Origin of the sequence: uncultured Plantibacter sp., assembly GCF_963518075.1 — a bacterium.
GTDB lineage: Bacteria > Actinomycetota > Actinomycetes > Actinomycetales > Microbacteriaceae > Plantibacter > Plantibacter flavus_A.
In genome coordinates this window covers 31,523-45,961 of sequence record NZ_CAUQHZ010000006.1, presented here as the reverse complement: position 1 = coordinate 45,961, position 14,439 = coordinate 31,523, and the positions used below count along the sequence as shown (strand labels likewise).

Sequence of the window (14,439 nt, the reverse complement as noted above, 5' to 3'; positions counted from 1 at the left end):
TAACTCTAGTCTTCACTCGTGGTAGAGAGTCCGACGACGGCAAAGGTTCCCGAAGAGTTCGCCCGAGCGGTGGACGCTGTTCGCGCTGCCGCCGTCCGTCCCGATCTGAGAGTCACGGAGATCCCCGCGCCGAGCAATCTCGCGCCGTTCGCCATCGCGCTCGCGGCCGACGTCTCACCGAGTCGCCACGATGCCGACTCCGACCTCGGTACGGGGCGGTTCGTCCTCCTCTACGACCCGGACGGCTCTGACGCCTGGGGTGGACGCTTCCGCGTCGTCTGCTTCGCCCAGGCTCCCCTGGAGACCGAGATCGGACTCGACCCGTTCCTCGCCGAGGTCGCCTGGTCTTGGCTCGTGGACGCCCTCGACACCCGCGGCGCCTCGTACCAGGCGGCGTCCGGTACCGCGACGAAGATCATCTCGAGTGGTTTCGGGGAGCTCGCCCGGCAGGGCGACGGCGCACAGATCGAGCTCCGAGCGTCGTGGACACCGCTGGAGAGCGACGTCGCGGCGCACGTGGAAGGATGGGGAGAGCTGCTGTGCATGCTCGCCGGCTTGCCTCCGACCACCGAAGGGGTCTCCCTGTTGTCCGTCAAACGAGCTCACCGTGAGTGACGCGGCGCCGGAATCAGCACCGCTCCTCCCCCCACCCGCGGCCACCGCACCACGGGTCGTCACCGACACCCGCGAGGCCTACCTCGCCTCCCTCGAGGTGCTCGCCGCGGGTCACGGACCGTTCGCACTCGACGCCGAACGCGCGTCGGGCTACCGGTACTCGCAGCGGGCCTACCTGATCCAGGTCTACCGTCGCGGTGCCGGGGTCTTCCTCTACGACCCGCCCGCGATCGGCTCCATGGCCGAACTCGGTGCCCTGATCCAGGGTGAACGCTCGATCCTGCACGCGGCCAGCCAGGACCTCGCCTGCCTCCGCGAGGTGGGCGTCGACCCGAGCGAGCTCTTCGACACCGAACTGGGTGCCCGTCTGCTCGGGCTGCCGCGTGTCGGGCTGGGTGCCGTGGTCGAGGAACTGTTGGGCATCCATCTGGCGAAGGAGCACTCCGCCGCCGACTGGTCGACCCGCCCGCTCCCCGCCTCCTGGCTCGAATACGCGGCGCTCGACGTCGAGCTGCTCGTCGACGCCGCGGAGGAGCTGGCAGCCCGCATCGAGGATGCCGGGAAGAGCGACATCGCGCGCCAGGAGTTCCAGGCGACGCTGGCCCGGGAGGCGAAGGCACCCCGCGCCGAGCCCTGGCGCCGCCTCTCCGGACTCCACGCCGTGCGCGGACAACGCAACCTCGCCGTCGCTCGCGAGCTCTGGATCGCGCGTGACGAACTCGCGCAGCGCCGCGACACCGCCCCCGGGCGGCTCATCCCCGACGCCTCGATCACCGCGGCCGCGAAGGCCAACCCCAGCTCGAAGCGCGACCTCGCAGCCCTTTCGGACTTCCGTGGGCGCGCGAGCCGCACCGAACTCGACCTCTGGTGGAACGCGATCCACACCGGCCAGACCACCGAGGACCTCCCCGGTGCCCGACCGGCGAGCGATACGCTGCCACCGCCACGCAGCTGGTCCGACAAGAATCCCGACGCGCACGCCAGGTACACCGCGGCACGGACGAAGATCCTCGCGACGGCGGAGTTCCTGACGATGCCGGTGGAGAACCTGCTCACGCCGGAGACGCTGCGCCGACTGGCCTGGACGCCGCCCGAACCACTCACCGTCGAGACGGTCGCCGCAGCACTCGCCGAGCACGAGGCACGCCCCTGGCAGATCGACGCGACCGCCCGGGCGATCACCGACGCCTTTGTCGAGTCGGCCCAATCCCCGGTGGAGCCTGACCCGGACGCTTCGTAGGAAGCGCTGCACCCGGGTGTCCACCCGTGTCCGCCGCCTAGGATCGGGGCGTACCCCGAGAATGAGGAGGCAACGTGGCCGAACAAGCCGACGTCGTATTCGTTGATGGAGTCCGGACACCGTTCGGACGAGCCGGCGAAAAGGGCATGTACTGGAACACCCGGGCTGACGACCTGATCGTCAAGGCGATCATCGGGCTGCTCGAACGTCATCCCGGTCTGCCGCTCGACCGTATCGACGAGGTCGCCATCGCGGCGACGACCCAGCAGGGCGACCAGGGGCTCACGCTCGGCCGCACCGCCGCGCTGCTCGCCGGCCTCCCGAAGTCCGTCCCCGGATTCGCGATCGACCGCATGTGCGCCGGAGCGATGACCTCGGTCACGACGCTCGGCAGCGGCATCGCGTTCGGTGCCTACGACCTCGTCCTCGCCGGTGGCGTCGAACACATGGGGCGTCACCCCATGGGGCTGGACGCCGACCCGAACCCGCGGTTCCTCGCCGAGCGCCTCGTCAGTGAGGACGCGCTCAACATGGGCAAGACGGCCGAGCGCATCCACGACCGGTTCCCGCAGCTCACGAAGGAACGCTCCGACCTCTTCGGCATGCGCAGCCAGCAGAAGGTCGCGGCCGCCTACGAAGCCGGACGGATCCAGCCCGACCTCGTCCCGGTCGCGCTCCGGAGCGACAGTGGATGGGGTCTCGCCACCGGCGACGAAGGACTCCGGCCCGAGACCACGATGGAGGGGCTCGCCGGACTGAAGACGCCGTTCCGGCCCCACGGCCGTGTCACCGCAGGCAACGCCTCGCCGCTGACCGACGGCGCCACGGTGAGTCTGCTCGCCAGCGCCTCGACGGCGAAGGAGCTCGGTCTCACGCCGAAGATGCGCCTCGTCAGCTTCGCGTTCGCGGGCGTCGAGCCCGAGATCATGGGTATCGGTCCCGTCCCCTCCACGGAGAAGGCGCTGCGGAAGGCCGGTCTGTCGATCGAGGACATCGGGCTGTTCGAACTGAACGAGGCCTTCGCCGTCCAGGTGCTCTCATTCCTCGACCACTTCGGCATCGACGACGAGGACCCGCGGGTGAACCCGTGGGGTGGCGCGATCGCGGTCGGGCACCCGCTCGCAGCCTCCGGCGTCCGACTCATGATCCAGCTCGCGGCGCAGTTCGCCGAGCACCCCGAGGTGCGTTACGGCCTCACGGCGATGTGCGTCGGCCTCGGCCAGGGCGGCACCGTGATCTGGGAGAACCCGTACTTCACCGGCAAGAAGGGACGCAAGTAGATGACCGACTACACGACCATCGACTTCTCGGAGCTCGTCGCGATCAGCGGCGACGACGAGGTCGTGACGCGCTCCTTCGTCAAGGACGTGCGCCTGGCGAGCGGACGCACGATCGCGCTCATCACCCTCGACAACGGACGCGACCACACGAGGCCGAACACGCTCGGCCCGGTCACGTTGCTGGAGCTCGACGGCGTCCTCGAGGCGCAACGGACCCGTGCCGCATCGGGCGAGATCGACGGCGTCGCCATCACGGGCAAGCCGTTCATCCTGGCGGCCGGCGCCGACCTGAGCAAGGTCGGCGACATCCCGTCCCGTGAGGTCGCGACCAAGCTCGCGCAGCTCGGCCACCATGTCTTCGGCAAGCTCGAGGACCTCGGTGTACCGACCTTCGTCTTCATCAACGGACTCGCGCTCGGTGGCGGACTCGAGATCGGCCTCAACGCGAACTACCGGACCGTCGACGCCTCGGCGCCCGCGATCGCGCTCCCCGAGGTGTTCCTCGGACTCATCCCGGGCTGGGGCGGCGCCTACCTGCTCCCGAACCTGATCGGCATCGAGAACGCGCTCAACGTCGTCATCTCCAACCCGCTCAAGAACAACCGGATGCTCAAGGCGCAGGACGCGCTCGCCTACGGCATCGCCGACGTCATGTTCCCCGCCGCCAACTTCCTCGAGGACTCCTTGCGGTGGGCCGACGGGGTGCTCGGTGGCACGGTGACCGTGCAGCGCAAGAACGTGCCGGGCAAGGTGGAGCGGACGATCAAGTGGCCGCTCGCCATCAGCACCGCCCGCAAGATGCTCGAGAGCAAGATCGGCACCGTCGCGAAGTCGCCCTACGCGGCCCTCGACCTGCTCGAGGCCGCCCGCAGCGGCACGAAAGCGCAGGGGTTCGAGCGGGAGGACCGGGCGCTGTCCGAGCTCATCGTCGGCGACCAGTTCCAGGCCAGCATGTACGCGTTCGACCTCGTGCAGAAGCGGGCCAAGCGTCCTGCGGGTGCGCCCGACAAGCAGCTCGCCCGACGGGTCACCAAGGTCGGCATCATCGGTGCCGGGCTCATGGCGAGTCAATTCGCGCTGCTCTTCCTCCGGCGACTCCAGGTGCCGGTGGTCATCACCGACCTCGACCAGGGCCACGTCGACGCCGGGGTCGCCCGGATCCACGGCGAGATCGACACCCTCCGCGGGAAGGGCCGCATTTCCCCCGACGAGTCGAACCGTCTGAAGGCGCTCCTGTCCGGAACCACGGACAAGGCCGACTTCGCGGACTGCGACTGGGTCATCGAGGCCGTCTTCGAAGAGGTCGGCGTCAAGCAGAGCGTCTTCGCCGAGGTCGAGCAGTACGTCTCGGAGCAGGCGGTCCTCGCGACGAACACGTCCTCGCTCTCCGTCGAGGAGATCGGGGGGAAGCTCGCGCACCCCGAGCGGCTCGTCGGCTTCCACTTCTTCAACCCGGTCGCCGTCATGCCGTTGCTCGAGGTCGTCCGCACACCCCAGACCGACGACGAGACGCTCGCGACGGCCTTCGCCACTGTGGCGAAGCTGAAGAAGAGTGCCATCCTCACCGCCGACGCTCCCGGCTTCATCGTCAACCGACTCCTGGCGAAGGTCATGGGTGAGGCGGCGCACGCCCTGGACGCCGGCACCCCGCTGCTGACGGTCGAACGTGCCTTCGCGCCCATCGGCCTGCCGATGACGCCCTTCCAGCTCATCGACCTCGTCGGTTGGAAGGTCGCCGCGCACGTGCAGGACACGATGGTCGGGAAGTTCCCCGACCGGTTCTTTGCGTCGGAGAACCTCCACCGGCTCGCGGGCCTGGACTCGGTCGTCGAGAAGGACAAGGGCGGCAAGGTGACCGGCTTCACGAAGCAGGCTCAGAAGGTGCTCGTCACGGGCGACAGCCCGCTCAGCGAGGACGAGATCCTGCGACGGGTCGAGGACGGCCTCGCGTCGGAGATCAAGCTCATGTTGGACGAGGGCGTCGTCTCAGCCGCCCAGGACATCGACCTCGGGCTCATCCTCGGTGCGGGTTGGCCCTTCCAGGACGGCGGAGCGACGCCGTACCTGGACCGTGTCGGTGCGAGCGAGCGTGCCTTCGGCGACACCTTCCACCACCCGCCCATCCGGGGCGTCCAAGCGTAGTCCGCGCGGTGTCGCGAGAGCGGGGTGTCCTCCACCATCGGTGGACGGCACCCCGCTCTCGTCGTCGAGCCTCGAGCGACGCTGGCCCTCAGCGCATGCAGGAGCTCAGCGGTTGACGGTGCTCATGTCCGGATACCGGTCGCCGGCCGGGAGACGGAGCGCGTCGAGTCGAGCGAGCGCGTCGGCCGACAGGGAGAGCTCGTCGGCGCCGAGGTTCTCCTCGAGGTACGGGATCCGCTTCGTGCCGGGGATCGGTGCGATGTCGTCACCCTGGGCCAGCAACCAGGCGAGCGCCACCTGGGCCGGTGTCGCTTCGAGCGACGCGGCGATCCGGTCGACCTCTTCGACGATCGCGATGTTCGCACCGAGGTTGTCCCCCGTGAAGCGCGGGTTGGCGCGACGGAAGTCGGTTTCGTCGAGCACGTCGAGCGATCGGATCGTGCCGGTGAGGAACCCGCGACCGAGCGGCGAGTACGGGACGAAGCCGATGCCCAACTCACGGACGGTCGGCAGGATCTCCGCCTCGGGGTCGCGGCTCCAGAGCGAGTACTCCGTCTGCAGAGCCGTGATCGGGTGCACGGCGTGTGCACGCCGGATCGTGTCCGGAGCCGCCTCCGACAGACCGATGTACCGGATCTTGCCCTCGGTGACGAGCTCCGAGAGTGCACCCACCGTCTCCTCGATGGGCACGCCCGGATCCACGCGGTGGAGGTAGTAGAGGTCCACGACGTCGGTCCCGAGCCGGCGCAGCGATCCCTCGATCGACAGGCGCACGTTCGCGGCGCTGCCGTCAGCGCCGAACTGTCCGTCACTGGAATTGCGGATCGTCCCGAACTTGGTCGCGAGGGTCACCTCGTCCCGGCGTGATCCGAGTGCAGCGCCGAGGAGTTCCTCGTTGAGGTAGGGACCGTACATCTCGGCGGTGTCGAAGAAGGTGACGCCGAGGTCCAGGGCACGGTGGATCGTCGCGGTCGACGCCGCATCGTCGAGGGCGGCACCGGTGTAGAACGCCGACATCCCCATGCAGCCGAGGCCGATCCGGGCGATGTCTGGTCCCGCCGTGCCGAGTGTGATGTGCTTCATCGTGTTGCCACCTGTCCTGTGTAGAGTGCGATCTTGCGATCGATGACCTCCAGCGACTGCTGCATCTCCTCGAGGCGGGCCAGGAACGAGATCCGATGCCGCAGCAGCAGCTCGAGCCTCGCCTCGGCGGTGTCGTCGCCACGCTGCGCCAATTCCGTGTACTCGCGGAGCGTCGCGATCGGCATGCCCGTCGATCGGAGTCTCGTCAGGAACACGACCCAGGACACGTCGCCCTCGCTGTAGCGGCGGTGCGTCGATGAGCTGCGGCCGATCGGACGTGGCATGAGCCCTGCGCGCTCGTAGTACCGGAGCGTGTGGACGCTCAGCCCGGTTCGTTCGGCGACGTCGGAGATGGCGTAGCCCTCGTGGAGAGTGGTCATGTCCACACGATACGACTTCGAGCGCACTCGAAGTCAAGCGCGCCACAGCCCGCGGTCAGGCGCCGTGCGGCCTCGTCGTGCTCCGCTCCGAAGACGTGTCCTGCTCGACGCGGTCGTCAGGCAGCGGGCGGGCCACGGGGATCCGGCTACCGAGGACCTGTGCCACGACGTCGCGGGCGATCTGCTGCGCCGTGAGGCCGGCATCCTCGAGGATCTGCTCGCGGGACGCGTGGTCGATGAACTCGTCCGGCACGCCGAGCTCGTCGACGGCCGTGTCGACGCCGGCCTCGCGGAGGGTCTGCCTGATGCGGGTGCCGATGCCTCCGACGCGGATGCCGTCCTCGATCGTGATCACGAGCCGGTGCGCCGCGGCGAGCTCGACGAGCGATTCGGCGACGGGGACCACCCAGCGGGGGTCGACGACGGTCGCGCCGATGCCCTGCTGGGCGAGTCGGTCCGCCACGTCGATCGCGATGGGCGCCATCGGGCCGACGGCGACGATGAGGACGTCCGGCTGCTCGGTCGTCCGGAGGACGTCGACGCCGTCGTGGAGACGCTCGACGGCCGGGAGTTCGGCGGGGGCGCTGCCCTTCGGGAACCGGATGACGGTCGGGGCGTCGTCGATCGACACGGCCTCACGCAGTTCCTCGCGCAGCCGCGAGCCATCACGCGGTGCCGCGATCCGGATACCCGGGACGACTTGCAGGATCGCGAGGTCCCAGATGCCGTGGTGGCTCGGTCCGTCGGGGCCGGTCACGCCGGCGCGGTCGAGGACGACCGTGACTCCCGCACGGTGCAGCGCGACGTCCATGAGCAGTTGATCGAAGGCACGGTTCACGAACGTCGCGTACACGGCCACCACCGGGTGCAGCCCGCCGAAGGCGAGCCCGGCCGCCGAGGTGAAGGCGTGCTGCTCGGCGATGCCGACGTCGTGCACGCGCTCGGGGAAGCGTTCGGCGAAGGCATGGAGCCCGACCGGTCGCAGCATGGCGGCGGTGATGGCGACGACGCGGTCGTCGGCCTCGGCTACCGCGAGCATCTCCTCGCTGAACACGGCCGTCCAGGACGGGCGGGCGGCCGCCCCGACGGGCTCCCCGGTCTCGGGGTCGATCACGCCGACGGCATGGAACTGATCGGCGTCGTCGTCCCGTGCCGGCTGGAAGCCACGACCCTTCTCGGTGATCGCGTGGACGATCACCGGTGCGCCGTAGTGCTTCGCCTGGGTCAGGGCCTCCTCCATCGCGTGGATGTCGTGTCCGTCGACCGGCCCGATGTACTTGATGTCGAGGTTGGAGTAGAGCGCCTCGTTGTTCGTGAGACGGGACAGGAACCCGTGGGCGCCTCCGCGGACACCCCGATAGAGCGCGCGTCCCGGACCGCCGAGGAGGTTGAAGGCCCGCTGACTGCGCTCGCGCAGGTCGCGATAGCTCCGGCGGGTCCGCACGCCGCTCAGGAACCGCGCCATACCGCCGATGGTCGGCGCGTAGGACCGGCCGTTGTCGTTGACGATGATGACGAGCCGGCGGGTGTTGTCGTCGCTGATGTTGTTGAGCGCCTCCCACGTCATGCCGCCCGTCAGTGCGCCGTCGCCGACGACCGCGACCACATGGCGCTCGTCCTGCCCGGTCATCTGGAAGGCGCGGGAGATGCCGTCCGCCCAGCTGAGCGAGCTCGAGGCGTGCGAGCTCTCGACGATGTCATGCTCGGATTCGGAACGCTGCGGGTAGCCGGCGAGGCCGCCGCGGGTCCGCAGCCCGGAGAACTCCTGACGGCCGGTCAGGAGTTTGTGGACGTAGGACTGGTGACCGGTGTCGAACACCATCGGATCCGTCGGGGAGTCGAACACCCGGTGCATCGCGATCGTGAGCTCGACGACGCCGAGGTTCGGACCGAGGTGTCCGCCGGTCTTCGAGACGTTCGCGATGAGGAAGGCGCGGATGTCGCCGGCGAGTTCGACGAGCTCCGCCTCGGAGAGGCCGTCGAGATCCCGGGGTCCGTTCACCTGATCGAGCACTGTCACGCTGTCGTCCCTCCACCGTGGGCCGACCGATCGCTCGGAGCCCGTCTTTCGAGTGTACGCGTCGTGGGCGGGGTGGGCGGCGAACGCCGCAGGCCGGCCCCGACGGTTGCTGTCGGGACCGGCCTGGTGGTAGAGCCTCGTCGTCAGACGAGGCTGCGGAGCACGTACTGCAGGATGCCGCCGTTGCGGTAATAGTCGGCTTCACCTGGCGTGTCGATGCGGACGACCGCGTCGAACTCGACCGGCTCCTTGCCGGGAGCCGAGTGCTCGCTCGGGACGGCGCTCACGCGGACCGTCTTCGGCGTGGTGCCGTTGTTGAGCTCCTCGAGACCGGCGATCGACACGATCTCCGTGCCGTCGAGTCCGAGGGAGGCCCAGCTCTCGCCTTCCGGGAACTGCAGTGGGACGACGCCCATACCGATGAGGTTCGAGCGGTGGATGCGCTCGAAGCTCTCGGTGATGACCGCCTTGACACCGAGGAGGCTCGTGCCCTTCGCCGCCCAGTCGCGGGAGGAACCGGAGCCGTACTCCTTGCCACCGAAGATGACGAGGGGCGTGCCCTCGGCCTGGTAGTTCTGCGACGCGTCGTAGATGAACGACTGCGGTGCGTCGGGCTGCGTGAAGTCGCGGGTGTAGCCGCCCTCCACACCGTCGAGCAGCTGGTTCTTCAGGCGGATGTTCGCGAACGTGCCGCGGATCATGACCTCGTGGTTGCCGCGGCGCGAGCCGTAGGAGTTGTAGTCCTTCCGACCGACACCGTGCTCGTCGAGGTACCGGCCTGCGGGCGAGTCGGCCTTGATGTTGCCGGCCGGGCTGATGTGGTCGGTCGTGACCGAGTCGCCGAGCTTCGCGAGGACGCGCGCACCGACGATGTCGGAGACGGGGGTCGTCTCCATGGTCATGCCGTCGAAGTACGGGGGCTTCCGCACGTACGTCGACTCCTCGTCCCACTCGAAGGTCGAGCCCTCTGGGGTCTGGAGCGAACGCCAGCGCTCGTCGCCGTCGAAGACGCCGCTGTACTCGTGGTCGAACATCTCCTTGTTGATGGAGGTGTCGATCGTGTCCTGGACCTCTGCCGCGTCGGGCCAGATGTCCTTCAGGAAGATGTCGTTGCCGTCCGCGTCGACACCCAGGGCGTCGACCTCGAAGTCGAAGTTCATCGACCCCGCGAGGGCGTAGGCGATGACCAACGGCGGGCTCGCCAGGTAGTTCATCTTGACGTCCGGGTTGATCCGGCCCTCGAAGTTGCGGTTGCCCGAGAGGACGGCGGTGACGGCGAGGTCGTTGTCCTGGACGGCGGTCGAGATCTCGTCGAGCAGCGGACCGGAGTTGCCGATGCAGGTCGTGCAGCCGTAGCCGACCGTGTAGAAGCCGAGGTCCTCGAGGTACTCGGTGAGACCGGCCTTCGCGTAGTAGTCGGTGACGACCTTGGACCCCGGAGCGAGCGTGGTCTTGACCCACGGCTTCGCCTTCAGGCCCTTCTTGCTCGCGTTCCGGGCCAGGAGGCCTGCGGCCAGCATGACCGACGGGTTCGAGGTGTTGGTGCACGAGGTGATCGCGGCGATAGCGACGGCGCCGTGGTCGAGGGTGAAGTCGACCCCGTTCTCCTCGAGGGTGACCTGGGTCGGCTTCGAGAGGGACGCCGGAGCGTGGCTGCGGTGCGTGTGGTGGTGGTGGTTGTTCTCGTCCTCGTCCTGCGGCGTGGTGCCGGCCGGGTCGGAGGCGGGGAAGGAACCGGCGCCGACGAGGTCGACGATGTCGTGCTCGACCGTTGCGTAGTCGACGAGGTCCCGCTCGAACTGCGACTTGGCGTCGCTCAGCTCGATGCGGTCCTGCGGGCGCTTCGGGCCGGCGATCGACGGCACGACGGTGGCGAGGTCGAGTTCGAGGTACTCGCTGAAGACCGGCTCGACGTCCGCGTCGTGCCAGAGCTTCTGGGTCTTGGCGTAGGCCTCGACCAGCGCGATCTGCTCCTCGCTGCGGCCGGTGAGGCGCAGGTAATCGAGCGTGACGTCGTCGATCGGGAACATGGCGGCCGTCGAGCCGAACTCGGGGCTCATGTTGCCGATGGTGGCGCGGTTCGCGAGCGGCACCTCGGCGACGCCTGCTCCGTAGAACTCGACGAACTTGCCGACGACCCCGTGCTTGCGGAGCATCTGAGTGATGGTGAGGACGACGTCCGTCGCCGTGACGCCCGTCGGGATGGAGCCGTTCAGCTTGAAGCCGACGACCTTCGGGATGAGCATGGAGACGGGCTGGCCGAGCATGGCGGCCTCCGCCTCAATGCCGCCGACGCCCCAGCCGAGCACGCCCAGGCCGTTGACCATGGTCGTGTGCGAGTCGGTGCCGACACAGGTGTCGGGGTAGGCGCGCAGGACGCCGCCGACCTCGCGCGTCATGGTGACGCGAGCGAGGTACTCGATGTTGACCTGGTGCACGATGCCGGTTCCCGGCGGAACGACCTTGAAGTCGTCGAACGCCGTCTGACCCCAGCGGAGGAACTGGTACCGCTCGCCGTTGCGCTCGTACTCGAGTTCGACGTTGCGCTCGAGCGCGTTCTCGCTGCCGAAGAGGTCGGCGATGACCGAGTGGTCGATGACCATCTCGGCCGGGGCGAGCGGGTTGATCTTGTCGGCGGAACCGCCGAGTGCCTCGACCGCTTCGCGCATGGTGGCGAGGTCGACGATGCACGGCACGCCGGTGAAGTCCTGCATGACGACACGGGCCGGGGTGAACTGGATCTCGGTGTCGGGGTCCGCGGTCGGAACCCAGTCGCCGATAGCCCGGATGTGCGCCTCGGTGATGTTGGCACCGTCTTCGGTGCGCAGCAGGTTCTCGAGGAGCACCTTGAGGCTGAACGGCAGCTTCTCGTGACCCTCCACCGTGTCGATGCGATAGATCTCGTAGTCGGTCGTCCCGACAGTCAGGGTGTCTTTCGCCCCGAAGCTGTTCACGGTGGACATATCGTCTTCTCCTTCGTTGGCGGCGGCGAGTGCTCACTCACGTGCGTTCCGACCAATCTTGCTGCTGGCGGGTGCTCCGCGGCTAGCAAGGCTTGCCTAACTACAGGCTCGGGCTCGTCGTGTCATCTCGGCATCGCTCATCTATCTTGATGTCGAGACAATTCTAGCATCGAGGATGAGGTCCTCCCGACATGACGAGAGCCCGGCCCGAGACGCGCTGACGCGTCGGGCCGGGCTCTCGGCGGATCACTCGGTGGATGCCTGCGGCGCCTTCGGGAACACGGCGCGGACGACGAGCCAGCTGAGGACGAGTAGCGGCGCGTAGAGCGGGATGCCCATGAGGAGCCGGAGCGTCCCGAGGAGTTCGACGTTCCCACTGAAGTAGAGGGGCAGCTGCACGAGGAGTCGTGCGGCGAACATTGCCACCCACACCAGCGTGAGCCACCGCATGGCGCGTCGTTGTCCGGGGTGGGACCGCCAGCTCGTGCCGCTGCCCATGAGGTAGCCGGCCACGAGCCCGACGACGGGCCACCCGACGAGCACCGAGACGAGGAGGGCCACGGCGTAGGCGCCGTTGGTCCAGAACCCGACGACGTAGAAGTCCTCCGCGCGCCCGGACAGCAGAGCCAGGGCTGCTGAGAGTGCGATCCCGAGGAGGCCGCCGACGGCCTGCGTGACCGGCTGCCGCTGGACGAGGCGTGCCACGGAGAAGAGGACCCCGAGTGCGACCGGAGCGATGATCGACGGGACCAGGTCGAGGGTCAGCGTGTAGACGACGAGGAACAGGAGTCCGGGCAGGATCGCCTCGACGATGCCGCGCACGCCGCCCATGGCGAGCAGCAGTGCCTTGCCGGTGGGGGCGTCGCCCTCGGCCATCGCGCCCAGACCGGACTTGCGTGCGGCGGCACCGAACGCGGCGGACATCGATTCACCGAGCCGCTGCCGATCCGTGTCACCCGTGGCGTCAGGGGAATCCGACGCGTCACGGCGCTCGACCGGGTCGACTCCGCGGGGCTCTGGTTCTCGTGCGTCCGTCATCGACTACGCGCTCGTGGCTGTCGGCATGCGCAGCGGGATGAGGTCGCGCGGCGGCATGGGCGAGTTGCCCCGGACGACGACGAGGCTGCGGAAGAGGTCGTCCACGAGCGCTGCGGCGTCCGGCTTCGACGCGCCCTCCCCCGCGACGACGCCGCGGAGGAACCAGCGCGGACCGTCGACGCCGATGAAGCGTGCCAAGTGGGTCGCGTCGGTGCCTGCGGCACCACCGGTCGGTACCTCGGCGACGAGCTCCGGGCCGAACTCGCCTTCGCGCTCGGTCACGGTGCCGCCCTGCTGGGCGATCTGCTCGGCGATCTGCGCGCGGGTCTCGTTCCACAGGCCGGTCGACCGCGGGGCGGCGAACGGCTGGACCTGCAGGGTGGAACCGGCGTAGTCGAGGCCGACCGCGACGACGCGCTTCGTCGCCTCCTCCACCTCGAGGCGGAGGTTCAGACCTTCCCGCGGCAGCACCTTGACGCCACCGAGGTCGATGTAGGGGCGGACGGGGTTGGCCTCGCTCTCGTCGAACGGGCCGGCGGTCTCGCGGTCCTCGGGTGCGGACTTCGCGTCGTCGGGCAGCTCCGCGTCGAGGTCGAGGTCGGGGAGGTCTTCGAGTTCGCTCATGCGAGGGTTCCTGTCTGCGCGGCACCGTCGGTGCTGATGGTTGGGTCGGTGGCGGCCGGTGACGCGGCGAGCGAGCCGACGCCGGTCGAACCGAAGCCTCCGGCTCCACGAGCGCTGCCTGGCAATCGCTCCACCGGGATGAAGTTGGCCCGGGACACCGGCATCACGATGAGCTGGGCGATGCGGTCGCCCGGCTCGACGGTGAAGGAGGTGTGACGGTCGGTGTTGAGGAGCGTGACCTTGATCTCGCCGCGATATCCGGCGTCGACCGTGCCGGGTGAGTTGACGACGGTGATGCCGTGTTTCGCCGCGAGGCCGCTTCGCGGGACGACGAACGCGGCATGGCCGTCGGGCAGGGCGATCGAGACGCCGGTGCCGACGAGGGCGCGCTCACCCGGTTCGAGCACGACGTGTTCGGCGGACACGAGATCCGCACCCGCATCGCCGGGGTGTGCATAGCCGGGCAGATCCGGCGCGATAATGAGTACGTCAACGCTTTCGGTCACGAATCGAGGGTAGTGCAGTTCTCTGAGACAAGGCAGACATGCAGCCGTACCGTGAAACCCTCTGGCCCAGCCCCTGGGTCATCATCGCCCTCGCCCTCGTGGTGCCGGCGACCATGCTTGTCCTCGCGCCCGTTTCACTCGCGGCGGGGATCGTCGGGGCGGTGGTGCTGTACGGCGGATGCCTTGCGCTGGCGTTCGGGACGGCGCCGAGGATCCAGGTCTCCGAGTCGAGCCTCTCGGTCGGGAAGGCGTCGATCCCGCTCGGGTTCATCGGTGAGGTCGTGGTGTACACCGGGACGGACGCGACCGCTCAGCTCCGCACCAAGCTCGATGCACGCGCCTGGCTCATGATCCGCGGGTGGGTGCACAGCCTCGTGAAGGTGGAGATCGTCGATCCGGCCGATCCGACGCCGTACTGGCTGCTGTCGTCCCGTCGCCCGCAGGCCCTCGCGGACGCGATCGCCAGCGCGCGCACGCACGCCTGAGGCTGCCGCCGCTCGAATCTGCAACGACAGAACCCCTCCGGATCGTGATCCGGAGGGGTTCTG

General features: G+C 68.8%; 12 protein-coding genes. 5 read left to right on the top strand and 7 right to left on the bottom strand.

Features of this window, described 5'->3' with window-relative positions; genetic code table 11:
* Nucleotides 1–18: 18 nt before the first annotated feature.
* The 4 genes from RWN05_RS09050 to RWN05_RS09035 all read left to right on the top strand — a co-directional run bounded on the left by RWN05_RS09050 (nucleotide 19) and on the right by RWN05_RS09035 (nucleotide 5,277).
* The gene (locus RWN05_RS09050) at nucleotides 19–615 is read left to right on the top strand and encodes a DUF3000 domain-containing protein (RefSeq protein WP_079002473.1); all 597 of its coding nucleotides are present in this window, start codon (nucleotides 19–21) and stop codon (nucleotides 613–615) included.
* The gene (locus RWN05_RS09045) at nucleotides 608–1,855 is read left to right on the top strand and encodes an HRDC domain-containing protein (RefSeq protein ID WP_399542904.1); all 1,248 of its coding nucleotides are present in this window, start codon (nucleotides 608–610) and stop codon (nucleotides 1,853–1,855) included. Before RWN05_RS09050 ends, RWN05_RS09045 begins: the two co-directional genes overlap by 8 nt.
* 74 nt (nucleotides 1,856–1,929) lie before the next feature.
* Nucleotides 1,930–3,135: a thiolase family protein gene (locus RWN05_RS09040; RefSeq protein WP_314139323.1), complete on the top strand. Its 1,206-nt coding sequence runs from the start codon at nucleotides 1,930–1,932 to the stop codon at nucleotides 3,133–3,135.
* Nucleotides 3,136–5,277 (top strand): 3-hydroxyacyl-CoA dehydrogenase NAD-binding domain-containing protein, encoded by a 2,142-nt coding sequence (locus RWN05_RS09035; protein WP_314139322.1) that lies wholly within the window; start codon nucleotides 3,136–3,138, stop codon nucleotides 5,275–5,277. It abuts the gene before it with no gap.
* Between the two features lie 105 nt (nucleotides 5,278–5,382).
* On the opposite strand, the gene RWN05_RS09030 is transcribed toward RWN05_RS09035, so the two are convergent.
* From RWN05_RS09030 to dut, 7 genes are all read right to left on the bottom strand, one after another.
* Nucleotides 5,383–6,360 carry an aldo/keto reductase gene (locus RWN05_RS09030; protein ID WP_314139321.1) on the bottom strand — a complete coding sequence of 326 codons (978 nt, stop codon included), beginning with the start codon at nucleotides 6,358–6,360 and terminating at the stop codon, nucleotides 5,383–5,385.
* Nucleotides 6,357–6,740 (bottom strand): MerR family transcriptional regulator, encoded by a 384-nt coding sequence (locus RWN05_RS09025; protein ID WP_314139320.1) that lies wholly within the window; start codon nucleotides 6,738–6,740, stop codon nucleotides 6,357–6,359. Before RWN05_RS09025 ends, RWN05_RS09030 begins: the two co-directional genes overlap by 4 nt.
* Nucleotides 6,741–6,795: 55 nt before the next feature.
* Nucleotides 6,796–8,760, bottom strand: a complete 1,965-nt coding sequence (dxs, locus tag RWN05_RS09020) for a 1-deoxy-D-xylulose-5-phosphate synthase (protein WP_314139319.1) — start codon at nucleotides 8,758–8,760, stop codon at nucleotides 6,796–6,798.
* A 143-nt stretch (nucleotides 8,761–8,903) separates the two neighbouring features.
* Nucleotides 8,904–11,723: an aconitate hydratase gene (locus tag RWN05_RS09015; protein ID WP_071260076.1), complete on the bottom strand. Its 2,820-nt coding sequence runs from the start codon at nucleotides 11,721–11,723 to the stop codon at nucleotides 8,904–8,906.
* Nucleotides 11,724–11,969: 246 nt separating this feature from the next.
* Complete coding sequence (locus tag RWN05_RS09010; RefSeq protein WP_314139318.1) at nucleotides 11,970–12,647, bottom strand: DUF3159 domain-containing protein; 678 nt, start codon at nucleotides 12,645–12,647, stop codon at nucleotides 11,970–11,972.
* 117 nt (nucleotides 12,648–12,764) lie between these two features.
* On the bottom strand, nucleotides 12,765–13,385 hold the full coding sequence (locus tag RWN05_RS09005) for a DUF3710 domain-containing protein (RefSeq protein ID WP_071260074.1): 621 nt from the start codon (nucleotides 13,383–13,385) through the stop codon (nucleotides 12,765–12,767).
* On the bottom strand, nucleotides 13,382–13,891 hold the full coding sequence (gene dut / locus RWN05_RS09000; RefSeq protein WP_079002467.1) for a dUTP diphosphatase: 510 nt from the start codon (nucleotides 13,889–13,891) through the stop codon (nucleotides 13,382–13,384). Before dut ends, RWN05_RS09005 begins: the two co-directional genes overlap by 4 nt.
* 38 nt (nucleotides 13,892–13,929) lie before the next feature.
* Between dut and RWN05_RS08995 the strand changes: the two genes are divergently transcribed.
* Nucleotides 13,930–14,376, top strand: a complete 447-nt coding sequence (locus RWN05_RS08995) for a DUF3093 domain-containing protein (protein WP_071260072.1) — start codon at nucleotides 13,930–13,932, stop codon at nucleotides 14,374–14,376.
* Nucleotides 14,377–14,439: the final 63 nt, after the last annotated feature.

What these genes read in the sequence shown, in the direction of transcription:
- RWN05_RS09010 (WP_314139318.1), bottom strand. Translation starts at nt 12,647, where the DNA reads ATGTCCGCCGCGTTCGGTGCCGCCGCACGCAAGTCCGGTCTGGGCGCG.
- RWN05_RS08995 (WP_071260072.1), top strand. Translation starts at nt 13,930, where the DNA reads ATGCAGCCGTACCGTGAAACCCTCTGGCCCAGCCCCTGGGTCATCATC.
- RWN05_RS09005 (WP_071260074.1), bottom strand. Translation starts at nt 13,385, where the DNA reads ATGAGCGAACTCGAAGACCTCCCCGACCTCGACCTCGACGCGGAGCTG.
- RWN05_RS09035 (WP_314139322.1), top strand. Translation starts at nt 3,136, where the DNA reads ATGACCGACTACACGACCATCGACTTCTCGGAGCTCGTCGCGATCAGC.
- RWN05_RS09015 (WP_071260076.1), bottom strand. Translation starts at nt 11,723, where the DNA reads ATGTCCACCGTGAACAGCTTCGGGGCGAAAGACACCCTGACTGTCGGG.
- RWN05_RS09030 (WP_314139321.1), bottom strand. Translation starts at nt 6,360, where the DNA reads ATGAAGCACATCACACTCGGCACGGCGGGACCAGACATCGCCCGGATC.
- RWN05_RS09025 (WP_314139320.1), bottom strand. Translation starts at nt 6,740, where the DNA reads ATGACCACTCTCCACGAGGGCTACGCCATCTCCGACGTCGCCGAACGA.